The organism is Pseudomonas sp. PDM32, from assembly GCF_019219225.1.
Classification (GTDB): Bacteria; Pseudomonadota; Gammaproteobacteria; order Pseudomonadales; family Pseudomonadaceae; genus Aquipseudomonas; species Aquipseudomonas laurylsulfatiphila.
In genome coordinates, this window is the sequence record NZ_JAHUWE010000006.1 from 73,514 (window position 1) to 99,008 (window position 25,495).

Here is a 25,495-nt window from a genome sequence, read left to right on the forward strand (position 1 = left end):
AAAGAAAGACCTGTAGGAGCGAGCTTGCTCGCGATGGTCTTGAGAGCGACGCGTGTATTCAGCATGACCCCGTTATCGTTAACGACCATCGCGAGCAAGCTCGCTCCTACAGATGGGCAAAAGAAAAACCCCCGATAAACCAGAGGCTCATCGGGGGTTTTTAGTCAGCACCTTTCAGTGCTTACCAGCTCAGCTTATTGGCAAGCTTCGCAATCCGGCTCGTCGATGGCGCAAGCCTTCGGCACTGGAGCAGGGCCGGCAGGCGCTGCCAGGACCGAATCTTCACCGTGGTTGCCGCCGCTGGAAACAGCGTTCAGCTTGCCGGTGTTGATGGTCGACTTCTCGGTGCTGGTCGCGGCCAGGGCACGGAGGTAGTAAGTGGTTTTCAGGCCACGGTACCAGGCCATGCGGTAGGTAACGTCCAGCTTCTTGCCCGAGGCGCCGGCGATGTACAGGTTCAGCGACTGAGCCTGGTCGATCCACTTCTGACGACGGCTGGCGGCGTCGACGATCCACTTGGTGTCCACTTCGAAGGCGGTCGCGTAGAGCTCTTTGAGTTCCTGCGGGATGCGCTCGATCTGCTGCACCGAACCGTCGTAGTACTTCAGGTCGTTGATCATGACCGAGTCCCACAGACCGCGAGCCTTGAGGTCGCGAACCAGGTACGGGTTGATCACGGTGAATTCGCCCGACAGGTTCGATTTCACATACAGGTTCTGGTAGGTCGGTTCGATCGACTGCGATACGCCGGTGATGTTGGCGATGGTCGCGGTCGGTGCGATGGCCATGATGTTGGAGTTACGAATGCCTTTCTGTACACGGGCGCGAACCGGTGCCCAGTCCAGGGTTTCGTTCAGGTCGACATCGATGTACTTCTGGCCACGGGCCTCGATCAGGATCTGTTGCGAATCCAGCGGCAGGATGCCTTTGGACCACAGCGAACCCTGGAACGTCTCGTACGAGCCGCGCTCGTCGGCCAGGTCGCAGGACGCCTGGATCGCGTAGTAGCTGACCGCTTCCATCGACTTGTCGGCGAAATCGACGGCAGCGTCGGAGCCGTAAGGGATGTGCTGCAAGTACAAGGCGTCCTGGAAGCCCATGATGCCCAGGCCGACCGGACGGTGCTTGAAGTTGGAGTTCTTCGCTTGCGGCACCGAGTAGTAGTTGATGTCGATCACGTTATCGAGCATGCGCACGGCGGTGTTCACTGTGCGTTGCAGCTTGGCGGTGTCCAGCTTGCCGTCGACGATGTGGTTCGGCAGGTTGATCGAGCCCAGGTTGCAAACGGCGATCTCGTCCTTGTTGGTGTTCAAGGTGATCTCGGTGCACAGGTTCGAGCTGTGGACCACGCCGACGTGCTGTTGCGGGCTGCGCAGGTTGCACGGGTCCTTGAAGGTCAGCCACGGGTGGCCGGTTTCGAACAGCATGGACAGCATTTTGCGCCACAGGTCTTTGGCCTGGATGGTCTTGAACAGCTTGACCTTGCCCGGGTACTCGGTCAGGGCTTCGTAGTACTCGTAGCGCTCTTCGAAGGCCTTGCCGGTCAGGTCGTGCAGGTCCGGCACTTCGGATGGCGAGAACAGGGTCCACTTGCCGTCATCGAAGACACGCTTCATGAACAGGTCAGGGATCCAGTTGGCGGTGTTCATGTCGTGGGTACGACGACGGTCGTCACCGGTGTTCTTACGGAGTTCGATGAACTCTTCGATGTCCATGTGCCAGGTTTCCAGGTAGGCACAGACAGCGCCTTTGCGCTTGCCACCCTGGTTAACGGCAACGGCGGTGTCGTTGACGACTTTGAGGAACGGAACCACGCCCTGGGATTTGCCGTTGGTGCCCTTGATGTACGAACCCAGCGCACGAACCGGCGTCCAGTCGTTGCCCAGGCCGCCAGCGAATTTCGACAGCATGGCGTTGTCGTGGATCGCGTGGTAGATGCCCGACAGGTCATCCGGCACGGTGGTCAGATAGCAGCTCGACAGCTGTGGGCGCAGGGTACCGGCGTTGAACAGGGTCGGGGTCGAAGCCATGTAGTCGAAGGACGACAACAGGTTGTAGAACTCGATGGCACGGGCTTCGCGGTCTTTCTCTTCGATCGCCAGGCCCATGGCCACGCGCATGAAGAAGATCTGCGGCAGTTCGAAACGCACGCCATCCTTGTGGATGAAGTAACGGTCGTACAGGGTTTGCAGGCCCAGGTAGGTGAATTGCTGGTCGCGCTCGTGGTTGATCGCCTTGCCCAGTTTTTCCAGGTCGAAGGAGGCCAGCTCAGGGTTCAGCAGCTCGTATTCGATACCCTTGGCGATGTAGGCCGGCAGCGCCTTGGCGTACAGGTCGACCATCTCGTGGTGGGTGGCGCTTTCGGCGACGCCGAGGAAGCCCAGGCCTTCGGCACGCAGGGTGTCCATCAGCAGGCGCGCGGTCACGAACGAGTAGTTCGGCTCACGCTCGACCAGGGTACGGGCCGTCATCACCAGGGCGGTGTTGACGTCGGTCAGGGCCACGCCGTCGTACAGGTTCTTCAGGGTTTCGCGCTGGATCAGGTCGCCGTCGACTTCTTCCAGGCCTTCGCACGCTTCGGTGACGATGGTGTTCAGGCGGCCCATGTCCAGCGGCGCCAGGCTGCCGTCGGCACGGGTGATGCGGATCGAAGGGTGCGCTTGTACCGGTTCTTCTGTGGTACGAACGGCACGTTCCTTGGAACGGGCATCACGGTAGATCACGTAGTCGCGAGCGACTTTCTGCTCGCCGGCACGCATCAGGGCCAGTTCGACCTGGTCCTGGATTTCTTCGATGTGGATGGTGCCGCCCGATGGCATGCGACGCTTGAAGGTCGCGGTGACCTGTTCGGTCAGACGGGCAACGGTGTCGTGGATTCGCGACGAGGCGGCAGCGGTGCCGCCTTCAACTGCGAGAAACGCTTTGGTGATGGCGACGGTGATTTTGTCATCGGTGTAGGGAACGACAGTGCCGTTACGCTTGATCACGCGCAGTTGGCCAGGCGCGGTGGCGGACAGATCCGAATTCGAATCAGCGGCCTGCGGCAAGGTGCCCTGCGGGTTCTCGCGAGTTGTGTCGGTTTGCATGGGGGAGTGTCTCCACATTCTCTATGTTTGTTTGGGCACCATCACGGTGCCCACCGTTCCGTCCTGAAGCACTACAACCGGCGAGCGCCGGGCATAACAACTTCGGGACAGTAGGAAGGGGGCTTTATGGGGCGCCGCTTCCATGCCGAAGTCTTTGGTTTCACGCCTTGGGCCTGAAACCTTGGTCCTTTGCAGGTGACAGTTGGGACTGCAACACCCGTACCGTTTTCACCACTCGGGGCCGAAACACAGTAGCCATCCGCATGCGCGGTTTGGTCTTTCGAAAATACGTTTGGTTCAACCGGACAGAGGCAATAAAAGCGCTTGAAATTGGTGTCTGGTTTGTGTTTGGTTTTTTGCGCAAACCCCTATATCTAGGGTTTTTTTAGCGCCGGGCTACAAGATAATGCGTTTTAGGGGGGGATTGCAACGTACTACCTGTGGATAAACCTGTGCGTAAATTGTGTGTGAAAGAGGGAATCGGCGTGTAGGCCGCGACGCTGCTGGATCGGACCTTTTTTCAGCGAATTTTTGCGTTCGAAAACGCTCGCTCGGATTTTTAAGGGCGCGAACCCTATCACAAAAAACCGCGTTGTCCGAACGCATTTACCCGCTTGTGTTCTCGACGAGCGGCGTTTATACATTCGGCCCAGCGTGTATACATATTTGTCCCCCCGAATCATTACAAAAAAACGGGCGGATCCTTCCTTATTAGTGTTTTTGGCAAGTAGAGGTCACCCGTGGAGCAAGAAGCCTGGCAGGTATTGATTGTGGAGGACGACCAGCGACTGGCCGAACTGACCCGCGATTACCTGGAAGCCAATGGCCTGCGTGTGTCGATCGAAGGGGATGGTGCCCTCGCTGCGAACCGCATTATCAAGGAACAACCGGACCTGGTGATCCTCGACCTGATGCTCCCCGGCGAAGATGGCCTGAGCATCTGCCGCAAGGTCCGCGCCCGTTATGACGGCCCGATCCTGATGCTCACCGCCCGCACCGATGATACCGACCAGATCCTCGGCCTGGACCTGGGGGCTGACGACTACGTCTGCAAACCGGTACGCCCGCGCCTGCTGCTGGCGCGCATTCAGGCTCTGCTGCGCCGTAGCGAAACACCCGAAATCGCCCCGGAAAAACAGCGGCGTCTGCAGTTCGGTCCGCTGATCGTCGACAACGCCTTGCGCGAAGCCTGGTTGCAGGGCAACGGCATCGAGCTGACCAGCGCCGAATTCGACTTGCTCTGGCTGTTAGTGGCCAATGCCGGGCGTATCCTCTCCCGGGAAGAGATCTTCACAGCACTGCGGGGCATCGGTTATGACGGTCAGGACCGTTCCATCGATGTGCGCATCTCGCGCATCCGCCCCAAGATCGGCGATGACCCGGAGCATCCACGGCTGATCAAGACCGTGCGCAGCAAAGGCTATCTGTTCGTTCCCGAGGCTTGCGTAGACCAAATCTTGTGAACTCGATCTTCCTGCGTATCTATGGCGGCATGTGTGCCGCGCTGATTCTGGTGGCGGTGCTCGGTGTGCTGGCCTTGCACCTGCTCAATCAGGTGCGCAGCGAGCAATACCGCGAGCGCCTGGCCCACGGCACGTTTTCGCTGATGGCCGACAACCTGCAACCGATGAACCGGACCGAGCGCCATCGGGCCTTGCTGGTGTGGGAGCGGTTGCTGGGCATTCCGCTGGCGCTGAAAACTTTTGCCGAGACTGACCTGGACCTTACCCAGCGCACTCGTGTGTTGCGCGGCCAGGCATTGGTGGAACAGACCGGCCCGCACGCGGCGAAGGTCTACAAGCTGGTCAGCGACAAGGAGCAGTTGATGCTGACCGGGGAAGTGCAGCAGATCAGCGAGCAACTGGCCCGGGCGACCATCTACCTGTTGACCGATGAGCTGGTACGCACCCCCGTAGCCGATCAGCCCATGCGTCTGGCGCAATTGAAGCAAGACAAGGGCTTTGGCTTCGACCTGCGGCTGGTCACGGTTGACGAGGCGGACATGGACGAAGACCAGAGCCGCCGGGTGTCCGAGGGCGACACCGTGATGGCGCTGGGCAAGGAAGGCGATTCGATCCGGGTGTTTGCCGGCATGGTCGGCACGCCGTGGGTCCTGGAAATCGGCCCGTTGTATCAGATGAATCCTTATCCCCCGCAATGGCTGGTGATGATCGCCGCGCTGGGCCTGACGCTGATCGGTTTGATCGTTTATCTGTTGGTGCGCCAGCTCGAGCGGCGTTTGCGTGGTCTGGAGGCCGCCGCCACGCGCATTGCCCAGGGCAGCCTGGAAACCCGTGTGCCGGCGCGCGGCGCGGACTCGGTGGGACGGCTGGCTTCGGCGTTCAACGGCATGGCCGAGCACTTGCAGCAGTTGTTGGCGATCCAGCGCGAACTGGTGCGCGCGGTGTCCCACGAATTGCGCACACCGGTGGCGCGCCTGCGCTTTGGCCTGGAGATGATCGGATCGGCCACCACGCCGCAAGCCCTGGAAAAATACTGCCAGGGCATGGACAACGACATCGAGGATCTCGACCGGCTGGTGGACGAGATGCTGACCTACGCGCGGCTCGAACAGGGTTCTCCGGCACTGAATTTCCAGCGGATCGATCTGGATGCCTTGGTCAACCAGGTGATTGAGGAACTGGCGCCATTGCGTGCCGACGTCACGGTACAGCGGGGTTTGTGCCTGTCGGCCGCCGATAACGACGATGCCTGGGTCGAGGCCGAACCGCGTTATCTGCACCGGGCGATCCAGAACCTGGTGAGCAATGCCATGCGCCATGCGCAATCACGGGTGACCATCAGCTATCAGGTGGGGCAACAGCGCTGCCGGGTGGATATCGAGGATGACGGTCCGGGGGTGCCGGAGTCGGCGTGGGAGAAGATCTTTACGCCGTTCCTGCGTCTGGACGACAGTCGCACCCGTGCGTCGGGCGGGCATGGGCTGGGGTTGTCGATCGTGCGGCGCATCATCCATTGGCACGACGGGCGTGCGTTGATCGGCAAGAGCAAGAGCCTGGGTGGGGCGTGTTTCAGCCTGAGCTGGCCGCGTAATCAGGAGAAGCGTTGAGATTTTCGGTGAATGTTCAACCGCTTTCGCGAGCAAGCCCGCTCCCACAGGTTTTGTGTCGTACACAAGTCAACTGTGGGAGCGGGCTTGCTCGCGAAGGGGCCATACCAAGCACCGAAAATCGTCAGGCCTTGATACTGACCAGACTCAACAACTGCCCATCCTTGACCCCGAACTGTGCATCCAGTTCGGTGCCGTTGCGCCATTCGCGGGACAAATCCGTGAGCAGTCGCAGCCGCACCTCACCCGACTCACGCCACTCCAGCACTTCGGCGTGTTCGAAATAAAACCGTTGCTGAACGATCGGATAGAGTGCCTTGAACAGGCTTTCCTTGACCGAGAACGTCAGGGTCACCAGCAACGCCTGTTTATCGCGAGGACCGGCCGCCATGCGCTGTAGCTCCGGCGGGTTGAGGATTTCCCCGGCCAGGCGTTCGGCGCGTTCGACATTGAGCAGGTTTTCCAGGTCCATGCCCAGGCCGCGCCAATGGCTTTTGTTCGCGACAATCGCCGCGGCCCGGCCCGTGCTATGGGTGATCGAGCCTGTGATATGAGCCGGCCAGACCGGTGCCCGGTCTTCACCAATGGCCGGGATGACGCTCAAACCTTCCAGGCGCTGCAACGCGGCCCGGGCACACACCCGCCCGGCGAGAAACTCCGCCTGCCGTTTGGCGACAGAGCGCTGAATGCTCGCCGGCACCTCCACTGCGCTGCGCTGAAAGTCATCGCTGGCCAGTCGGGCGCTATCGAAGTGAGTGCTCAACAGGACCGTATCGGGCAGCACGAACGGCAGCGGCCAGTGGTCATCGAGAGGGGTGCAGCAGATGGGCAGGGCTGGATTCATGTCGGCATTTTGCAGTTAAGCAGCAAGACTGGGTAGTGGCCGATAGCTTTTGTGGCGAGGGAGCTTGCTGTGGCGAGGGGGCTTGCCCCCGTTCGGCTGCGAAGCAGTCGTAAATCCTGCAACCGCGCCCTATCTGGCCCAATGCGATTGCAGGTTTTGGGGTGGCTTCGCCACCCAACGGGGGCAAGCCCCCTCGCCACAGAGGGCAGTCTCAACCAAAGATCTTTTTGAAGAAAGCCTGCATGTCCGCCCAGGACTTATCATCGGCGGCCTTGTTGTAACCAATGTCCGGTCCGCCATGCTCGCCATGGCCCAGTCGATCGGCATCCGGGTTGGTGAACCCATGCTTTGCGCCGTCGAGGCTGACGAATGTGTAGTCGGCGCCGGCCTTGTCCATCTCTATCTTGAAAGCCGTGATGTTTTCCGGGGTGACGATGCTGTCCAGCGCCCCGTGTTCCACCAGAATTTTCGCCTTGACGCTGCCTGGCGTTGCCGGCGTATTGGTCGCCAAGGCACCATGGAAACTCACCACGCCTGCCAATGGCACGCCCTGTCTGGCGGCATTGAGCACCACGCCACCGCCGAAGCAGTAGCCGATGGCGGCGATTTTATGCGGATCGGTCTGCGGTTGTTTTTTCAACAGGTCGAGCCCGGCCTGAAACCTCGCGCTCGACACGGTACTGTCTTTTGCCACGGCCTGCATGAAGGCCATGGCGTCCTTGGGGTGCTCGGTATTTTTGCCGTCACCGTACATGTCGATGGCCAGGGCGCTGTAGCCCAGGCCGGCGAGATCCCGGGCGCGGCGCTTGGCGTAGTCGTTCAGGCCCCAGAATTCATGCACCACCACGACCCCGGGGCGCGGACCCTTGAGGGCGTCATCGTAGGCGAAGTAGCCAATCATTTTTGTGCCATCGGCGCTTTGGTAGGGGATTTCCCGGGTCTGGATGGCAGCCTGGCTGAGCCCGCTCAAGGCCAGCAGGAGGACAGCGAAGAACATGCGCATGGTCGGAACTCCTGTTGAAACGTGTCGAAACATTCGGGAAAGGGCGGTTCAGCCCAGGTTCAGAGTGCGTTCAGGGGGAGTTCAGGGCGCGGTGCGTAACCTTGCCCCGTACCCAAAAAACAAACGGCACATGAGGAAACTCCCCAATGACTGCATTCAAAAAATTGCTTCTGGCATTCACGGTTCTGGGCGCAAGCACCGCAGCCTTCGCGTCCGACGACAACTTCGCCAGCCTTACTCTTGGACAGACCAGCGACAAGATCAAAAAATCCCACGCCCTGAACGACAACCTCAATCACCCGAACGCCGATGGTGTGATCGGCAAGGACACCACCTGGGGTGTTCGTCTGGGCCAGCAGAATAGCCAGGGCCGTTACTACGCCACTTACGACAACGTGTCGGGCTCGCACAACGGTATTAAACTGCGTCAGGAAAACCTTCTGGGCAGCTACGATCTGTTCTACCCGGTGGGTGGCAGCACCAAATTGTTCGGCGGCGCCACGGCGGGCCTGACCAAAATGACCCAGGAGTCGCCAGGCTTCAGTCGCGACAGCAATATCGGCTATGCCATCGGTGGCCAGGCGGGTGTGCTGCAACAGGTTTCGCAGAACACCTCGATTGAACTGGGTTACCGTTACCTACGTACTAATGCCAGCACCGAGATGAGCGAGCGCGGTGGCAGCAAGCAGGGTTCGCTGGACCTGACCAGCAGCGCCCAGACCTACCTGTCCGCCAACTACGCTTTCTGACAAGCGTTTCGTGAGCGGCCTGCGCCGGATCGGTCCGAGTGACTGATCCGGCATAGCCACGTTAGCTATTGAGGTGCGAGGTTGCGCCTCTGGAGATGTTGATTTGCCCGGGAGAGTGTTATGAAACTGCTGGTCGTCGAAGATGAAGCGTTGCTGCGTCATCACCTGAAAACCCGCCTGACGGAGAGCGGCCACGTGGTCGAGTCCGTGGCCAACGCCGAAGAAGCGCTGTACCAGACCGCGCAATTCAACTTTGACCTGGCGGTGATCGACCTCGGTCTGCCGGGTATGAGCGGGCTCGACCTGATTCGCCAGTTGCGTTCAGGTGGTAAGACCTTCCCGATCCTGATCCTCACCGCGCGCGGCAACTGGCAGGACAAGGTCGAAGGCCTGGCCGCCGGCGCCGACGATTACGTGGTCAAGCCGTTTCAGTTCGAAGAACTGGAAGCTCGCCTGAATGCCTTGCTGCGCCGCTCCAGCGGTTTCACCCAGTCCACCATCGTCGCTGGCCCGCTTTTGCTGGATCTCAATCGCAAGCAGGCGTCCCTCGACGAACAGCCGCTGGCACTGACCGCGTATGAGTACCGCATTCTCGAATACCTGATGCGCCACCATCAGCAAGTGGTGCCCAAGGACCGTTTGATGGAACAGCTCTACCCGGATGACGACGAGCGTGATCCGAATGTGATCGAGGTGCTGGTCGGCCGTCTGCGCCGCAAATTGGAGGGGCCTGGCGGCTTCAAGCCGATCGACACCGTGCGCGGCCTGGGCTACCTGTTCAATGAGCGTTGCACTTGATCCGTTCGCTGCGCATTCGCTTGATGCTCGCCGCCACGCTGTTGGCGGTGTTGTTCATGCTGGCGTTGCTGCCGGCGATGCAGGGCGCCTTCAGCCTGGCGTTGCAGGACTCCATCGAGCAGCGTCTGGCATCGGACGTGACCACGTTGATCTCCGCCGCGCGGGTCGAGAACAACAGCCTGCAGATGCCGGCGCAATTGCCCGACGAGCGCTTCAATCTCACCGACAGCCGACTGCTCGGCTATATCTATGACCGCGAAGGGCATTTGGTCTGGCGCTCAAAGGCGACCCGGGAAGAACGCATCAATTACAAGCCACGTTATGACGGACGTGGTAACGAGTTTGCGCGGATCCGCGAAGCCAATGGCCAGGAATTTTTCGTCTACGACGTCGAGGTCAAGTTGCTCGGCGGCAAAAGTGCAGCCTTCAGCATTGTGGCCCTGCAACCGGTTCGTGAGTACGAACTGACTCTCGAAGGCCTGCGGGAAAATCTCTATCTGGGTTTTGGGGCGGCACTGCTGGTACTGCTGGCGTTGCTGTGGATCGGCCTGACCTGGGGCTTGCAGGCATTGCGGCGCTTGAGCCAGGAGCTGGACCAGATTGAAGGTGGTACGCGTGAAAGCCTCAGCGAGGAACATCCCCGGGAATTGCTGCGCCTCACCGGCTCCCTCAACCGTTTGCTGCACAGTGAACGTGAGCAGCGCAGTCGCTACCGTGATTCCCTCGATGACCTGGCCCATAGCCTGAAAACGCCGCTGGCGGTGTTGCAGGGCGTCAGTGAAGACATGGCCCAGCGTCCCGAGGATCGCGATCAGGCCTGGGTGCTGCAAACCCAGATCGAGCGTATGAGCCAGCAGATCAGCTACCAATTGCAGCGCGCCAGCCTGCGCAAGAGCGGTCTGGTACGTCATCAGGTGCACTTGCACCCGGTGCTGAAAAGTCTGTGCGACACGCTGGACAAGGTCTATCGCGACAAGCGCGTGCATGTCGCGTTCGACCTACCCGACCCGTGCTATGTACCGATCGAGCAGGGCGCTTTGTTGGAAATGATGGGTAATCTACTGGAAAACGCCTATCGCCTGTGTCTCGGCGAAATACGTATCAGCGTGCGTGAAACCCTCAGCGGCACCGAGTTGTGTGTCGAGGACGACGGGCCCGGTGTACCGGCGGATCAGCGCGCACGGATTCTCGAGCGCGGTGAGCGCCTGGACCGTCAGCATCCGGGGCAGGGCATCGGCCTGGCGGTGGTCAAGGACATCATCGAGAGCTACAGCGCCCAGCTGACCCTGGGGGATTCACCGATGGGCGGGGCGGCGTTCCGGATTCATTTTCCGGTGGTTTAGCTGTGTTTTATCGGACGCCATCGCGAGCAGGCTCGCTCCCACAGGGATTAGCGGCGAGCACTTTTTTGTGAACGACACTGATCAATTGTGGGAGCGAGCCTGCTCGCGAAGATGCCAGTGAAGCCAGCAAAAAATCGCTCTGGAAACTCAGTGCTCCTGCGCCCGATAAGCCCCCGGTGTCAGCCCGGTCCACTTCTTGAATGCCCGGTGAAACGCCGACGGTTCGGAAAACCCCAGTTGCTCGGCGATCTGTTGCAACGACAGGTCAGCACGGCCCAAGTGGTAAATCGCGATGTCCCGGCGCAACTGGTCCTTCAATTCCTGAAAACTCGAACCCTCTTCCCGCAAGTGCCGGCGCAAGGTTTGCGGGCTGATGTGCAAGTGCGCGGCTACGGCTTCCAGGTCGGGCCAGCGAGAACTGTCTCGACTCAGCAAGCGGCGTAAGCGGCTGCTCAGGCTGTCGCCGTCATCCGGACGCGAAAGCAGGTTGGCCGGGGAGTGCTCAAGAAAATGCTTGAGGGTGCGCTCGTCCTGCAACAACGGCATGGTCAGGTAGCGGCTGTGAAACAACAGGCTGCTCTGGGGGCGTGAAAACTCAAGCGGGCAGGAAAACAGCAGGTCGTACTCGGCGCCGTGTTCCGGACGCTGGTAGCTGAACGTGGCCTGTTCCAGACGAATGCGCTGGCCGATCAGCCAGCTGCCGAAACGGTGCCAGATCACCAGCAGAGCCTCGGTCAGAAAGTGGTCCGGGTCCCAAAGCTGCGAGTCGTCCAGGCTCAGGCGGACCCATTCGTCCTCGTGAGTCAGGGTCAAACGCGGAGTCCCGGGGAATAGGCTATAAAACAATAAGCCGCGATTGAGTGCCTTATCCAGGCTGCGGCAGTGGATCACGGCATGGCACATCATCGCGAAGCTGCCCGGTCTGCTCGGAGCTTGCCCGAACCCCAGGTACTCGTCGTCCAGTGCCAGCCATAAGGCCTTGATCAATTGGGTGAACTGCTCCGGAGCGATGCGCGCCCGCGGTTCGTCCAGCAGTTCGGGGCTGATTCCCAGTTGTTGCAGCAGTCTCGAATAGTCGTAGCCGTGTCGACGTGCCCCGCCGAGAACGGCGCGGGCGAAATGACTGGCAATGGTGCGTTCGCGCATGGCAGCAGGCCTGACCGTTGAACGACGGATGGTAGCTGCGCACTGCGGGCATGAACAGGGCGGATATCCGCCAAATTGCAGGACGTCTTTTAGTGGAAGGGCGGAAATCCGCCACATGCATGTAACTGTCTGGTGACAGGGAATTTGCTGCGCCCCCTGATATCAAAAGGCTTGCAGGGTTTTTACGGAAGGTGGCACGGGCCTTGCGATACAACGAGCAGATGCCTGCCGTTGCGCAGCTCGAAAAAACAAATCCCTCCAGTGCAGGAGGGTTCGCAATTGCGGTGTTGCGGGCAACAGATGGATGTTGTCACCGGGCACCCTTGAGGAACTTTGCAATGACGACTCGTCAGCCACTGTACAAATCCCTGTATTTCCAGGTGATCGTTGCAATTGTCATCGGTATCGCCCTCGGTCACTTCTACCCACAGCTCGGTGTGGCCGTGAAGCCACTGGGTGACGGGTTCATCAAGCTGATCAAAATGATCATCGCCCCGATCATCTTCTGTACCGTTGTCAGCGGTATCGCCGGCATGCAGGACATGAAGTCGGTCGGCAAGACCGGGGGCTATGCGCTGCTGTACTTCGAGATCGTATCGACCATCGCCCTGCTGGTCGGTCTGGTCGTGGTCAACATCGTGCAGCCGGGCAATGGCATGCACATCGACGTCGCCACCCTCGATGCCTCCAAGATTGCCACTTACGTTGCAGCCGGTGCTGACCAAAGCGTCGTCGGCTTCTTGCTGAACGTGATCCCGGCCACCATCGTCGGCGCTTTCGCCACCGGCGACATCCTGCAAGTACTGATGTTCTCGGTGATCTTCGGTTTCGCCCTGCATCGCCTGGGTGCCTACGGCAAGCCGCTGCTGGACTTCATCGATCGCTTCGCCCACGTGATGTTCAACATCATCAATATGATCATGAAGCTCGCGCCGATCGGTGCCTTCGGTGCCATGGCGTTTACCATCGGTGCCTACGGTGTCGGCTCGCTGGTGCAGTTGGGTCAGTTGATGGCGTGCTTCTACATCACTTGCCTGCTGTTCATCCTGATCGTGCTGGGCTCCATCGCTCGCATGCACGGCTTCAGCGTGCTGAAGATGATCCGCTACATCCGTGAGGAACTGCTGATCGTGCTCGGTACTTCTTCTTCGGAATCGGTACTGCCACGCATGCTGATCAAGATGGAGCGTTTGGGCGCGCAGAAATCCGTCGTGGGTCTGGTGATCCCGACCGGTTACTCGTTCAACCTCGACGGTACCGCCATCTACCTGACCATGGCCGCGGTGTTCATTGCCCAGGCCACCGATACGCACATGGACATTACGCACCAGATCACCCTGCTGGTGGTGTTGTTGCTGTCCTCCAAAGGCGCCGCCGGTGTGACGGGTTCGGGCTTCATCGTACTGGCAGCCACCCTGTCCGCTGTTGGCCACCTGCCGGTTGCCGGCCTGGCGCTGATCCTCGGTATCGACCGCTTCATGTCCGAAGCCCGTGCCCTGACCAACCTGATCGGTAACGCCGTGGCGACCATCGTTGTGGCCAAGTGGGTCAAGGAACTGGACACCGATGTGCTGCAAGCGGAACTGGCCTCGGGCGGTCGCGGCATCGCCGACGAGCCTAAAGACGATGTGTTGGGCCACGTCGAAGGAGCAACCCCGACGAACGCCAAGTAAGCCTCGTTGTAATGAAAAACCCGCTTCGGCGGGTTTTTTCATGCCCGGCGTTTGAGCGTAACGGTCACTGCAAGTGGCACATAAGGTAATTGCTGCAATGTCGTTGGCTGCCTAGGCTGGAGGCATTGTTAACGGAGAACGTTCATGCTCGGTCCATTGGTATCACTCAAGGTTCTGGATTTCTCGACGCTGCTGCCGGGGCCGTTCGCCTCGTTGCTGCTGGCGGACATGGGCGCCGAAGTGCTGCGCATCGAATCACCCACCCGCCTGGATCTGCTGCGGGTGTTGCCGCCCCACGATCAAGGGGTGTCGGCCAGTCATGCCTACCTCAATCGCAACAAACGCAGCCTCGCCCTGGACCTCAAGCAGCCTGAGGCGCTGGATGTCATCAAGCAGCTGTTGCAGGACTACGACATCGTGCTGGAACAATTTCGCCCCGGTGTCATGGAGCGACTGGGGCTGGGGTATGAGGCCCTGAAGGCGATCAACCCAAAACTGATTTATGTGTCGATCACCGGCTACGGCCAGACCGGCCCCTACAAGGACCGCGCCGGCCATGACATCAACTATCTGGCCTTGTCCGGGCTGGCCAGTTACACCGGCCGAGCCGACAGTGGGCCACTGCCGTTGGGCATGCAGGTGGCGGATGTCGCCGGTGGTTCGCTGCACGGGGTGATTGGCCTGCTGGCGGCGGTCATCGCCCGGCAGCAAACCGGTCAGGGCCAGCATCTGGATGTCAGCATGACCGACTGCGCGTTCAGCCTGAATGCGCTGGCGGGTGCGGGATATCTGGCCTGTGGCGTCGAGCCGGGGTCGGAAAACCAGGTGCTCAATGGCGGCAGCTTTTACGATTACTACCGCTCTCGGGATGGGCGCTGGCTGTCGGTGGGCAGTCTGGAGCCGGTGTTCATGAAGCAGTTGTGCGCGGCGTTGGGGTTGGAGGAACTGGCTGGCCTCGGTCTGTCACCGCAACCGGCGCATCAGAAACAGCTGAAAGACGCGCTGAGGGTCGAATTCGAAAAGCATGATTTTGCCGAGTTGCGTGCGCTGTTCGCTGAGCTGGATGCGTGCGTCGAACCGGTGTTGAGCCTGGGAGAGGCGCTGTGCCATCCGCAGTTGCTGGCGCGGGAGTTGGTGACCGATGTGCCGCGGGGCGATGGTTCGGCTCAGGCGCAGATGGCTTGTCCGCTGAAGTTTTCAGAGGGCTTGCCTGAGCCGAAGCATATCGGCGCGGCGCTGGGGCAGCATACCGATCAGGTGTTGGGGGAGTTGGGGTTTGGTGCTGAGCGGATTGCTGAATTGCGGCGAGCCAAAGTGATTCTCTAGGGCCTGTCAGGCCGCCTTCGCGAGCAGGCTCGCTCCCACACTGGGTTTGTGTCACGCCGCCGATCCCCTGTGGGAGCGAGCCTGCTCGCGATGGCGGCCGCACAAACACCGAAAATCCAACTACTCGACCCGCATCTCCCCACTGAACACCAAGGTGTTGCGACACCGCCGGCACAGATACCGCCGTCCTTGCCGCACCAGGCTGTGGCGCTGGGCCGAGAACGGGAAGTCGCTGTCGGCGCACGGGCATTTGTAGATGTAACGGGTCACACTGCGGCGTTTGACGTCATAGGTGTGGCAGCGGTTGGGCGGCAGTTCGTACACGCCGCGCATGATCAATTGCCACTCTTCGCCATGGGGCTGGATGCGGTCGCCGAACAGCTGATGGGCGATCAGGTGCGCGACTTCATGGGCCACGGTCTGCTTGAGGAAATCCTCGGTATTCTCCCGGTACAACTGCGGGTTGAAGCGCAGCAGGTTCTCGTGCAAATGCGCGACACCGGCTTTTTGTCCGCGCAGCTTGAGGCTCACCACGGGGCGTTTGAAAGGTCGTTTGAAAAAGGATTCGGCTAGTTGGAAACAGTCTTCGACGCGGGAATTGAGTTGCTCGGGCATGCTTGATGGATCTCCAGAGCGGTCGAGTATGCCGCAACCCTCGGGCCTTGCGAATCACCAGGTTGCCGAATGGTCATGGGCTTTCTCGTTGCTGAAGAATGAAAAGGCCGCCTCGCGGCGGCCTTTATCGGCATTTCTGATTTTCAGTGATGAGCGGCTAGTTGGTGTAGACCGGCCCCACGCCGAGTCCCCAGACAATCACAGTGAACGCCATGATGGCGACCAGCACCACCAGGCCTACGGCGAGCACCGAACTTGAAAACAGGAAGCCCTCGTCAGATGGAATGTTCATGAACGTCGGTAAACCCACATACAGCAAGTACACCGTGTAGCAGATGGCTGCGGTGCCGACGATCATCCCCAGCCACAGGTGCGGGTACAAGGCCGCGAGGCCGCCGATGAACAAGGGGGTCGCGGTGTAGGTTGCAAACGCAATGCAGCGGGCCAGGCTTGGGTTGGCGTCATAGGTGCGGGCCATCCAGTGAATGAATGCGCCCATTACCGCTACACCCCCGAGCATCGCCAGATACGACATGACCGTCATCCATATCGCGCTTTCTACGGTCAACATCACGGGAGGCCGATTGCCGATGACCCAGCCGACCTGTGTGGTGCCAATGAAGGCAGACACGGCGGGGATGGCCGCCAGGATCAGCGTATGGGTCAGGTACATGTGGCTGATGCTTTCCTCCTGGTCGCCACGGATTTCTTTCCATTCTTGGTCAGGGTGGGTGAAGAGCCCCACTACGTGATGGATCATGCCAGTCACTCCTCTTGTCTTTACCGTCGCCCCCCAGTGGAGCGCCTACGGGCCAATGCGGCCAAGCAAGTCACAGGTCTGAAATATGTAAGCGACCTTATGTCGCAGTATAGGGAGGAGTTTCCCTGGGTGGAGCAGGGGCTTTAGAGCAAATCGCGCTGTAAACACTAGGGCTAATCGCGGTTGCGTCTGTACGGGCTGCCGAAGGCTGCGATCTTTTGATCTTTGGTGATTTCAGCGCCACCGAAGATCAAAATCAAAAGATCGCAGCCTTCGGCAGCTCCTACGGGTCGATTTTTTGCGTAAAATGCCCGCCTTTCGTCACACCTCACGGATTTCGCGTCATGGGCACTCTCACGGTCAACCAGAACAAACTGCAAAAGCGCCTTCGCCGACAGGCCGGTGAGGCGGTTGCCGATTTCAACATGATTGAAGACGGCGACAAGGTCATGGTCTGTCTGTCCGGTGGCAAGGACAGCTACACCATGCTCGATGTGCTGATGCACTTGCAGAAGGTCGCGCCGATCAAGTTCGAGATCGTGGCCGTGAACATGGACCAGAAGCAGCCGGGCTTCCCGGAGCACGTGCTGCCGGCCTACCTGAAAGAGCTGGGTATCGAATACCACATCGTCGAGAAAGACACGTATTCGGTGGTCAAGGAGCTGATTCCGGAAGGCAAGACCACGTGCTCGCTGTGCTCGCGCCTGCGTCGCGGCACGCTCTACACCTTCGCCGATGAAATTGGCGCGACCAAGATGGCCCTGGGTCACCATCGCGACGACATCGTCGAAACGTTCTTCCTGAACATGTTCTTCAACGGTTCGCTCAAGGCCATGCCGCCGAAGCTGCGCGCCGACGATGGTCGAAACGTGGTGATCCGCCCGCTGGCTTACTGCAACGAAAAAGACATCCAGGCCTACTCGGACTTCAAGCAATTCCCGATCATTCCGTGCAACCTCTGTGGTTCCCAGGAAAACCTGCAGCGTCAGGTGGTCAAGGAAATGCTGCAGGACTGGGAACGCAAGACCCCGGGCCGTACCGAGAGCATTTTCCGCAGCCTGCAGAACGTGATCCCGTCGCAACTGGCGGACCGCAACCTGTTTGACTTCACAAGCCTCAAGATCGACGAGTCCGCGGCTTCGCGCTTCGTCAACGTGGTCAACCTCTGATTAAAACTGTGGGAGCGACCTGTGGCGAGGGGGCTTGCCCCCGTTTGAGTGCGTAGCACTCACAAGATCTTTGGTACATCGGAGATCTTGGGGCCGCTTCGCAGCCCAACGGGGCGGTGCGGCGTTCCGACAAGCCCCCTCGCCACAAGCCCGCTCCCACATTTGGTTTTCGTTTCAATCCTCAGGAGAGGGCATGCGCGATTACAAGTGGCTCAATGAATACTGTCTGAACCGCTTCGGTTCGGCGGCTGAACTGGAAGCCCATCTGCCCGTTCCCAAAACCCCGGCGCAATTGCGCAAGATCAGCGACGATCGCTATCTTTCGATGATGGCGCTCCGGGTATTCCGCGCCGGGCTCAAGCACAGTCTGGTGGACGCCAAGTGGCCAGCCTTCGAAGAAGTGTTCTTCGGGTTCGCCCCGGAAAAAGTCGTGCTGATGAGTGCTGAGCACCTTGAGCGGCTGATGCAGGACACGCGGATCATCCGGCACCTGGGCAAGCTCAAGAGTGTGCCGCGCAATGCACAGTTCGTACTGGACGTGGCCCATGAAAAGGGCAGCTTCGGCGAGCTGATCGCCGACTGGCCGGTGACCGATATCGTCGGGCTCTGGAGCTTCCTGAAAAAACGCGGTCATCAGTTGGGTGGTCTGTCAGCCCCGCGCTTCCTGCGGATGATCGGCAAGGATACCTTTGTGCCGAGCTACGACGTGGTCGCGGCGCTGAATGCGCAAGACATCATCGACAAGGTGCCGAGCAGTCTGCGCGACCTGGCGCTGGTGCAGGATGTGTTCAACCAGTGGCATGCGGAAAGTGGCGGGCGGCCGATGAGCCAGATTTCGATGATGCTGGCGTACACCGTCAATCATTGAGGGGTTGGGCGGCTGAAAAGATCGCAGCCTTCGGCAGCTCCTACAGGTTTATACACATTCCCCTGTAGGAGCTGCCGGAGGCTGCGATCTTTTCTGTCAGACGACGGAAATCTCGCCCTCGCCAGCCAGCTTGCGGTTCAACTGATAACGCCAGCGCACATACAACAGTGCCGAGCAAAACACCGCCAGGCTCGCGCCCATCTCCAGCAAACCGAAGATTTGCCGGTTCGGGTCATAAGCGGCCAATGCGCCCTTGATGAAATACAGGTTCACCACAAAGCACATCCATGAATGCCCGCGAGGACTGCCGACGATCATGCCCGGCGCCAGTATCAGCAGTGGCACCAGTTCGATCAGCAGAATCACCCATGGCCGGGCGCCATGCAGGTCGGCGATCAGCAGGTAGTAGACGCACAGCAGGCCCACCAGCCCCAAAAAGCACAGCAGGCTGATGACACGCATCGCCCGCACCCGCGGCTCGAGCCAGTCAATGGCGGGGAGAATCTTCGGCTTCCTGGCCACTTCAGCTCTCCAGTTTCTGTGCAGTCTTAGCCAGGCGCATGCCCAACGCGCGGCACAGTGCCACTTCATGGCTATCCAGGCCGCTTTTGCCGTCGGCACCGGCGTGGTGGCTGGCGCCGTATGGCGTACCGCCGCCCTGGGTTTCCAGGAGTGCCGATTCGCTGTACGGCAGGCCGGTGATCAGCATGCCGTGGTGCAGCAATGGCAGCATCATCGACAGCAGGGTCGTCTCCTGGCCGCCGTGCAGGCTCGCGGTGGAGGTGAACACACCGGCCGGTTTACCCACCAGGGCGCCGGTCAGCCACAGGTTGCTGGTGCCGTCGAGGAAGTACTTGAGCGGCGCGGCCATATTGCCGAAGCGGGTTGGGCTGCCGAGTGCCAGGCCGGCGCAGTTCTTCAGGTCGTCGAGGCTGGCATACAGCGCGCCTTCGTCGGGAATCTGCGGCGCAACGGCTTCGCACTCGGTGGAAATCGCCGGCACCGTGCGCAGGCGGGCCTCTAGCCCGGCCTGTTCGACGCCTCGAGCTATCTGCCGGGCCATTTCGTTGGTCGAGCCGCTGCGGCTGTAGTACAGAACCAGAATGTAAGGTGCACTCATGGCAACAGTTCCAGGATCTGCTCCGGTGGGCGACCGATGACGGCCTTGTCACCGACTTCGAGAATCGGTCGCTCCATCAGTTTCGGGTGGGCGGCGATGGCGGCGATCAAGTGCGCTTCGCTCAGGCTGCCGTCGGCCAGATTGAGGGTCTTGTACTCGTCCTCGCCGGTGCGCAGCAGTTGCCGCGCGCTGATCCCCAGCTTGCCCAGCAGGCGCTGGATTTGTGGGGCGTCCAGCGGAGTGTCCAGGTAACGCACCACGGTCGGGGCCAGGCCACGGGCTTCAAGCAGTTCGAGCGCACCGCGGGATTTCGAGCAGCGCGGGTTGTGATAAAGCGTCAGGTCGGTCATGAGCGGGTCGCATCTTGCGTAAGGTGGCGGCTATTCTAACTGTGCGGCGCGCAATCCAGAACCGTGAGAGGCGATGGGTCGCAGGCGCATTCTATTTTTGACAAGGAACACGACATGACAAGGCGACTGGCGGCAGCATTGGCGATCATCGGAGCGTTGATGCTGGGGGGCTGCGGGAATGACTATGGCATCGACCAGGACGGCCACAAGATCGCCGCCGACCGACTGGACGGCAAATGGCTGGTACTCAACTACTGGGCAGAATGGTGCGGACCCTGCCGTACCGAAATCCCGGAGTTGAACACCCTGGCCGAGCAACTCAAGGGCAAGAAAATCGGTGTGTTCGGGGTTAACTTCGATAACGTCCAGGGTCAGGAACTGAAGGACGCGAGCGAGAAACTGGGGATCAAGTTCACGGTGTTGGCCCAGGACCCTGCCGAATTGTTCGAATTGCCACGCAGCGAGGCATTGCCGGTGACGTACATCATCGATGATAAGGGCAAGGTGCGTGAGCAGTTGATGGGTGAACAGACGGCGGCGGGGGTGATGGCGAAGCTTGAGGCGTTGCAGGCGAAGAATTGATCAGAGGATTGTATTTACCGCTGGCGAGCGGGCTTTTTGTGGCGAGGGGGCTTGCCCCCGTTCGACTGCGTAGCAGTCGTAAACCTGTGTACACGGTGAATCTGATTAAGCGCGGTGGCTGAGTTTAGGGCTGCTTCGCAGCCCAGCGGGGGCAAGCCCCCTCGCCACAACAAGCCCCTCACCACAGGTATCACCTGGATTGGAACGGGGCGGTCAACCTTCCTCAAGCCACCAACGCAGCGGCTTGCCTTCGGCTGGCCAGAAGCGGATCTGCTCGATCGGGGAGACGTCCCAGCGCTGGACGTTTTCCAGGGCCTGCAGGAAACGTTTTTCCTGCTCCATCAGCGCCGGCGCGCACAGTTTGCGGGTGCTGCCGATTTTGCCGAAGGTCAGTTTGTCGCCCTCCAGGGTGTACGGCGCGAACCAGTGGTTGCAGCCGCCATTGCCGTAGGCCCGGCCATCTTCACCGAGCGTGATGGTCAGGTGGCTGTAGTCCATCAGCGGCCGCTCGCCGATCCACTCCAGGATGTAGCTGCGATTGTGTTCAAGCTGCACCGGCTCGGCGGCGCAGCCCAGCAGGCTGGCACCGGCCATCGCGCTCAGGGCGAGGCGTTTCATCACGCAGGCTCCTGGCATTTCGGGCACAGGTGTTTCTCGCCGACGGTAGTCCAGCCCAGCTCGGCAATTCTTGCGGTGGCGGCAGGTTTTTCCGCCTTGTTGCCCAGTTTGGCGTCGACGGCGAACTCGAAGCTCAGCGCTTTGGCGCAGCTGTCGCAGTTCACTTGCCAGGTATGGATCGCCAGTTCGCCGAACACCGGACCGCTGGCCACCGCGACCCATTGGCCGGGCGGATTGATCAGGTGGCGAACCGTTTCGACGGTCAGGCGCATGGACAAGTCCTTGGCGCCCTTGAGGGTCACGACCAGCACGTCGTTGTTGCGAATCGAGCCACCGTTGCCGGTGACCTGATAGCGCCCCGGCACCAGGGCGCGGCATTCGGTGAGGGTGTGTTGCGGGTTCATCAGGCTGTAGCGGAAATCGTGTTCGACCATGGGTCCTCCAAATATGCGCGATATGCTAGCACGGGCTTGCATGCTGCATCGCGCAGGCCGATGACCTTCGATCCGTTTCAGTCGCCCGTGACCAGGTTTTCCGGTTTGCCCGCCACCCAGGCGGCGATGTTGCGCAACGTGGTGGCGGCAATCGCGTCCAGCGCTTCGTGGGTCAGAAAGGCCTGGTGCGCGGTGACGATCACGTTAGGAAAGGTCAGCAACCTGGCCAGCACATCGTCTTGCAGCGGCAGGTCGGAGCGGTCCTCGAAGAACAGTTGTGCCTCCTCCTCATATACGTCCAGCCCCAGATAGCCGAGGCGACCGTCTTTCAACGCGTCGATCAGCGCCGGGGTGTCCACCAGACCGCCACGTCCGGTATTGATCAGCATCGCACCCGGCTGCATGTGCGCCAGTGATTCACGGTTGATCAAGTGCTTGCTCTGTTCGTTGAGCGGGCAGTGCAGGCTGATGATCTGCGATTCGGCCAGTAGTTGCGGCAGGCTCAGGTAGCGCGCGCCCAAGGCTTCGACCTGCGGGTTGGGGTAGGGGTCATAGGCCAGTAACCGGCAGCCAAAACCGTTCATGATTTTGGCGAAGGTGGCGCCGATCTGCCCGGTGCCGACCACGCCGACCGTCTTGCCCACCAGGTCGAAACCGGTCAGCCCTTGCAGCCTGAAATCCCCATCGCGGGTGCGGTTGTAGGCGCGGGGCAAGCGGCGGTTGAGTGCGAGGATCAGCGCCACCGCGTGTTCGGCCACGGCGTGGGGCGAATAGGCGGGGACGCGTACTATGGTCAGTTCCAGGCGTTTTGCCGTTGGCAAGTCGACGTGGTTGTAACCCGCCGAGCGCAGGGCGATCAGGCGGGTGCCTCCAGCGGCCAGGCGCTCGAGTACTGCCGCGCCGAGGTCATCATTGATGAACGCGCAGACCGCTTCATACCCTTGGGCGAGCGCGACCGTGTCGAGGCTCAGGCGCGCAGGCTGAAATTGCAGCTCGATGCCGGCCGGTCGGCCGGCCGCGAGAAAGCTGTCGATGTCGTAGTTCTGGCTGCTGAAAAGAATCGTGCGCATGATGTCCTCTTTGCCTCGTTCCTGTAAGCGCTGGCAAGCCAGCTCCCACAGAGCAGGTGGTGAGCTTACGCTGATATTTGATTCCCGCGATTGCGCTGCATCAAGCGTTCATTCGCGCGTGGGCTGCCAGGCGATTGATCGCCCGGTCGAGCTCGTCCAGTGCCACGCTGGCTTTCGGATCCTGTTGCTTGAGCAGGGTTTCGCTGCGTTGGCAGGCCGCACGCAATTGCGGTACGCCGCAGTAGCGTGTCGCGCCATGCAGGCGATGGACCCGTTCGATCAAGGCGTTGTGGTCATTGCTCTGCTGAGCCAGACGGATGGCTTCGCGGTCAGCCTCCAGGGATGCCAACAGCATCGCCAGCATGTCTGCGGCCAGATCAGCCTTGCCGGCGGCCAGGCGCAAACCTTCCTCGTGGTCGAGCACCAACAAGTCATGGGCGCCACCGTGCCCATCGCCGGAGCGCTCCGGGCTGTGATTGCGCAGTGCCAGGCCGCTCCACTTCAGCACCACCTGGGCCAATTGTCGTTCGCTGATCGGTTTGGTCAGGTAGTCGTCCATGCCGCTTTGCAGCAGTGCGCGTTTTTCGTTGGCCATGGCGTGGGCGGTGAGGGCCACGATCGGCAACGGCGTGCAATGCCGCTCGCTTTCCCACTGGCGAATCGCCTCGGTGCTCTGGCGGCCATCCATGCCGGGCATCTGCACGTCCATCAATACCAGATCGAATGTCTCGTTCTGTACCGCCTTGACCGCGGCATAACCGCTTTCCACCGCGAGCACCTTGGCGCCCATGTCTTCGAGCAGGGTCTGCACCAACATCAGGTTGGCCGGGTTGTCATCGACGCACAGCACCTTCGGTGCACGGCTGGACACCGGTTCGCCCGGCTCGCTGCGCATCGGGCGCGGGCTGACCAGGTCAGACAGGGAGCGTCGCAGCTTGCGGGTACAGGCCGGTTTCGCCTGGAGCTGGCTGTGGGGGTTAGGCACGGAAAGGTGGAACAGCGTCTGTTCCGTGGTCGGGCACAGCACCAGCACTTTGCAGCCAAGGTGTTCGAGGTCCCAGATGTACTGGTTGAGGCGTTCCGGCGGCATGTCGTTGCTGGTGATGCCGAGCACGGCGAGGTCGATCGCCTGATCGGTCTGGTGGGCGGCGGTGACGCCATTGGTCAGGCTTTCCAGGGTATTGAACGGCGTGGTACTCAGGCCGCAGTCTTCCAGTTGATGCTGCAAGGCCTGTCGGGCCAGTTCGTGGTTTTCCAGGACCGCCACCCGACGCCCGAGCAAGGGCGCGGCGGGCAGGTCTTCGGCATCGTCGCGGGCTTTCGGCAGGCTCAGGCTGATCCAGAATTCCGAGCCTTCCCCGGGTGTGCTGTCGACGCCGATCTCGCCGCCCATCTGTTCGATCAGGCGCTTGGAAATCACCAGGCCCAGGCCCGTGCCGCCGGGTTGCCGCGACAGCGAGTTGTCGGCCTGGCTGAAGGCCTGGAACAGGGCGCGCACGTCCTGGTTGGACAGACCGATGCCGGTGTCCTGGATGCTGATGCGCAGTTGCACGGTGTCTTCGTGCTCTTCTTCGAGCATGGCGCGGGCGACGATGGTGCCTTCGCGAGTGAACTTGATTGCGTTGCTCACCAGGTTCGTCAGGATCTGCTTGAGCCGCAGCGGGTCGCCGACCAGGGACAGCGGCGTGTCCCGGTACACCAGGCTCACCAGTTCCAGCTGCTTGGCGTGGGCGGCGGGGGCGAGGATGGTCAGGGTGTCCTGCAGCAGGTCGCGCAGGTTGAACGGAATATGGTCGAGCACCAGCTTGCCGGCCTCGATTTTCGAGAAGTCGAGAATCTCGTTGATGATGCCCAGCAGGCTGTCGGCGGACTTTTCGATGGTGCCCAGGTAGTCGAGCTGGCGTGGGGTGAGCTCGCTTTTTTGCAACAGGTGGGTGAAGCCGAGAATGCCGTTGAGCGGCGTGCGGATTTCATGGCTCATGTTGGCCAGGAACTCGGACTTGATCCGGCTTGCTTCCAGGGCCTCCTTGCGCGCCAGGTCCAGCTCGATGTTCTGGATCTCGATGGTTTCCAGGTTCTGGCGTACGTCTTCGGTGGCCTGGTCGATGCTGTGCTGCAATTCTTCCTGGGCATTTTGCAGGGTGCCGGCCATGCGATTGATGCCGGAGGCCAGTTCGTCCAGCTCCTGGCTGCCAAGGGGCGGCAAGCGGGTTTCCAGATGGCCGTCCTTGAGTTGGGCCACGGCCTGCTTGATCTGGCTCAGTGGCCGGTTGATCGTGCGACCCATGCGCAGGGCCAGCAGTGCCGCACCGATCAGTCCGGCTGCGATCAGCATCAGGCTGGCGAACAGGCTGCGATAACCGCGCAGCAGCATGCTGTTATGGGACAGCTCCAGTTCGACCCAGCCCAGCAGGCGGTCGGCTTCTTCGGGAATCACGTCCCCGGCCAGGTTGCGGTGTTTGCCGAACACCGGCAGCAAATAGCGGGTCGCATCGTTGCCACTGCGGCGCAGCATCTGCGTGCCGCTGCCGGAAGGCGTCTGGTTGAGCATGGTCGGGCCGGCGTGGGCCAGCAGCGTGCGGTCGGGAGACAGGAAGGTCACGGCCCGTACGTCGGTTTGTTCCAGGGCCTGGGTGGCAATGCGTTCGAGCAGTTCGTTGTCCTGATGGCCCATGGCTGGCGCCGCCAGGGGGGCCAACTGCTCGGCGATCATTTCGCCGCGCTGCATGAGTTGGGTTTGCAGGTCAGCCTGTTGCATCCAGGTAAAATATCCCCCCAGCACCAACGCCATCAGGCTGGTTGGCAACAGGGTCAGCAACAGCACGCGGCCTTTGATTCCCAGTTTCTTGAGCACGCATCTCTCCTGCATCC

The 25,495-nt window shown here is 60.8% G+C and carries 23 protein-coding genes; 10 read left to right on the forward strand and 13 right to left on the reverse strand.

The window, feature by feature from the left end; genetic code table 11:
• Positions 1–194: 194 nt before the first annotated feature.
• On the reverse strand, positions 195–3,086 hold the full coding sequence (locus KW846_RS12900) for a ribonucleoside-diphosphate reductase subunit alpha (protein WP_015096468.1): 2,892 nt from the start codon (positions 3,084–3,086) through the stop codon (positions 195–197).
• Between the two features lie 740 nt (positions 3,087–3,826).
• On the opposite strand from KW846_RS12900, the gene KW846_RS12905 reads away from it, so the two are divergent.
• Both KW846_RS12905 and KW846_RS12910 read left to right on the forward strand, forming a co-directional pair.
• Complete coding sequence (locus KW846_RS12905) at positions 3,827–4,549, forward strand: response regulator (RefSeq protein WP_218482598.1); 723 nt, start codon at positions 3,827–3,829, stop codon at positions 4,547–4,549.
• Complete coding sequence (locus tag KW846_RS12910) at positions 4,546–6,156, forward strand: ATP-binding protein (RefSeq protein WP_218482600.1); 1,611 nt, start codon at positions 4,546–4,548, stop codon at positions 6,154–6,156. Before KW846_RS12905 ends, KW846_RS12910 begins: the two co-directional genes overlap by 4 nt.
• 124 nt (positions 6,157–6,280) lie before the next feature.
• On the opposite strand, the gene KW846_RS12915 is transcribed toward KW846_RS12910, so the two are convergent.
• Both KW846_RS12915 and KW846_RS12920 read right to left on the reverse strand, forming a co-directional pair.
• Positions 6,281–7,000, reverse strand: a complete 720-nt coding sequence (locus tag KW846_RS12915; RefSeq protein WP_218482601.1) for a 4'-phosphopantetheinyl transferase — start codon at positions 6,998–7,000, stop codon at positions 6,281–6,283.
• Between the two features lie 211 nt (positions 7,001–7,211).
• Positions 7,212–8,003, reverse strand: coding sequence for a dienelactone hydrolase family protein (locus KW846_RS12920; protein WP_218482603.1), 792 nt, complete (start codon positions 8,001–8,003; stop codon positions 7,212–7,214).
• A 146-nt stretch (positions 8,004–8,149) separates the two neighbouring features.
• On the opposite strand from KW846_RS12920, the gene KW846_RS12925 reads away from it, so the two are divergent.
• The 3 genes from KW846_RS12925 to KW846_RS12935 all read left to right on the forward strand — a co-directional run bounded on the left by KW846_RS12925 (position 8,150) and on the right by KW846_RS12935 (position 10,893).
• A complete protein-coding gene (locus tag KW846_RS12925; protein ID WP_218482605.1) occupies positions 8,150–8,752 on the forward strand; it encodes a porin family protein in 603 nt (200 codons plus the stop codon).
• 120 nt (positions 8,753–8,872) lie between these two features.
• Positions 8,873–9,550, forward strand: a complete 678-nt coding sequence (locus tag KW846_RS12930) for a response regulator transcription factor (RefSeq protein WP_007980106.1) — start codon at positions 8,873–8,875, stop codon at positions 9,548–9,550.
• The gene (locus KW846_RS12935; protein WP_218482607.1) at positions 9,547–10,893 is read left to right on the forward strand and encodes an ATP-binding protein; all 1,347 of its coding nucleotides are present in this window, start codon (positions 9,547–9,549) and stop codon (positions 10,891–10,893) included. Before KW846_RS12930 ends, KW846_RS12935 begins: the two co-directional genes overlap by 4 nt.
• 147 nt (positions 10,894–11,040) lie before the next feature.
• On the opposite strand, the gene KW846_RS12940 is transcribed toward KW846_RS12935, so the two are convergent.
• Positions 11,041–12,039: an AraC family transcriptional regulator gene (locus KW846_RS12940; RefSeq protein ID WP_218482609.1), complete on the reverse strand. Its 999-nt coding sequence runs from the start codon at positions 12,037–12,039 to the stop codon at positions 11,041–11,043.
• Positions 12,040–12,377: 338 nt separating this feature from the next.
• Between KW846_RS12940 and KW846_RS12945 the strand changes: the two genes are divergently transcribed.
• The gene (locus KW846_RS12945; protein ID WP_007980098.1) at positions 12,378–13,712 is read left to right on the forward strand and encodes a dicarboxylate/amino acid:cation symporter; all 1,335 of its coding nucleotides are present in this window, start codon (positions 12,378–12,380) and stop codon (positions 13,710–13,712) included.
• A 144-nt stretch (positions 13,713–13,856) separates the two neighbouring features.
• On the forward strand, positions 13,857–15,038 hold the full coding sequence (locus KW846_RS12950) for a CaiB/BaiF CoA-transferase family protein (protein WP_218482611.1): 1,182 nt from the start codon (positions 13,857–13,859) through the stop codon (positions 15,036–15,038).
• A 120-nt stretch (positions 15,039–15,158) separates the two neighbouring features.
• Here KW846_RS12950 and KW846_RS12955 read toward each other — a convergent pair whose 3' ends face one another.
• Both KW846_RS12955 and KW846_RS12960 read right to left on the reverse strand, forming a co-directional pair.
• Positions 15,159–15,653 carry a SprT family zinc-dependent metalloprotease gene (locus KW846_RS12955; RefSeq protein ID WP_007980095.1) on the reverse strand — a complete coding sequence of 165 codons (495 nt, stop codon included), beginning with the start codon at positions 15,651–15,653 and terminating at the stop codon, positions 15,159–15,161.
• A gap of 157 nt (positions 15,654–15,810) precedes the next feature.
• Positions 15,811–16,413: a Yip1 family protein gene (locus tag KW846_RS12960; RefSeq protein WP_015096459.1), complete on the reverse strand. Its 603-nt coding sequence runs from the start codon at positions 16,411–16,413 to the stop codon at positions 15,811–15,813.
• Between the two features lie 344 nt (positions 16,414–16,757).
• On the opposite strand from KW846_RS12960, the gene ttcA reads away from it, so the two are divergent.
• A complete protein-coding gene (ttcA, locus tag KW846_RS12965; RefSeq protein ID WP_015096458.1) occupies positions 16,758–17,582 on the forward strand; it encodes a tRNA 2-thiocytidine(32) synthetase TtcA in 825 nt (274 codons plus the stop codon).
• 193 nt (positions 17,583–17,775) lie between these two features.
• A complete protein-coding gene (locus KW846_RS12970; RefSeq protein ID WP_218482613.1) occupies positions 17,776–18,450 on the forward strand; it encodes a DNA-3-methyladenine glycosylase I in 675 nt (224 codons plus the stop codon).
• A 96-nt stretch (positions 18,451–18,546) separates the two neighbouring features.
• Here the strand turns inward: KW846_RS12970 and KW846_RS12975 are convergent, their stop codons facing one another.
• Genes KW846_RS12975 through arsC form a run of 3 tightly spaced genes read right to left on the reverse strand, consistent with a single transcriptional unit; the run spans position 18,547 to position 19,920 of the window.
• A complete protein-coding gene (locus KW846_RS12975) occupies positions 18,547–18,972 on the reverse strand; it encodes a DUF2069 domain-containing protein (RefSeq protein WP_218482615.1) in 426 nt (141 codons plus the stop codon).
• A gap of 1 nt (position 18,973) precedes the next feature.
• Positions 18,974–19,570, reverse strand: a complete 597-nt coding sequence (gene wrbA / locus KW846_RS12980) for an NAD(P)H:quinone oxidoreductase (protein ID WP_015096455.1) — start codon at positions 19,568–19,570, stop codon at positions 18,974–18,976.
• Positions 19,567–19,920, reverse strand: a complete 354-nt coding sequence (arsC, locus tag KW846_RS12985) for an arsenate reductase (glutaredoxin) (protein WP_218482617.1) — start codon at positions 19,918–19,920, stop codon at positions 19,567–19,569. The genes wrbA and arsC overlap by 4 nt, the downstream gene beginning before the upstream one ends.
• Positions 19,921–20,034: 114 nt before the next feature.
• Between arsC and KW846_RS12990 the strand changes: the two genes are divergently transcribed.
• Positions 20,035–20,502, forward strand: coding sequence for a TlpA disulfide reductase family protein (locus KW846_RS12990; protein WP_218482619.1), 468 nt, complete (start codon positions 20,035–20,037; stop codon positions 20,500–20,502).
• A 213-nt stretch (positions 20,503–20,715) separates the two neighbouring features.
• Here the strand turns inward: KW846_RS12990 and KW846_RS12995 are convergent, their stop codons facing one another.
• The 4 genes from KW846_RS12995 to KW846_RS13010 form a co-directional block, all read right to left on the reverse strand.
• Positions 20,716–21,120, reverse strand: a complete 405-nt coding sequence (locus tag KW846_RS12995) for an META domain-containing protein (protein WP_095963697.1) — start codon at positions 21,118–21,120, stop codon at positions 20,716–20,718.
• Positions 21,120–21,554, reverse strand: coding sequence for a hypothetical protein (locus tag KW846_RS13000; protein ID WP_015096451.1), 435 nt, complete (start codon positions 21,552–21,554; stop codon positions 21,120–21,122). The genes KW846_RS12995 and KW846_RS13000 overlap by 1 nt, the downstream gene beginning before the upstream one ends.
• Positions 21,555–21,631: 77 nt before the next feature.
• Positions 21,632–22,624, reverse strand: a complete 993-nt coding sequence (locus tag KW846_RS13005) for a 2-hydroxyacid dehydrogenase (protein WP_218482621.1) — start codon at positions 22,622–22,624, stop codon at positions 21,632–21,634.
• Between the two features lie 100 nt (positions 22,625–22,724).
• Complete coding sequence (locus KW846_RS13010) at positions 22,725–25,478, reverse strand: response regulator (protein ID WP_218479533.1); 2,754 nt, start codon at positions 25,476–25,478, stop codon at positions 22,725–22,727.
• Positions 25,479–25,495 lie beyond the last annotated feature (17 nt).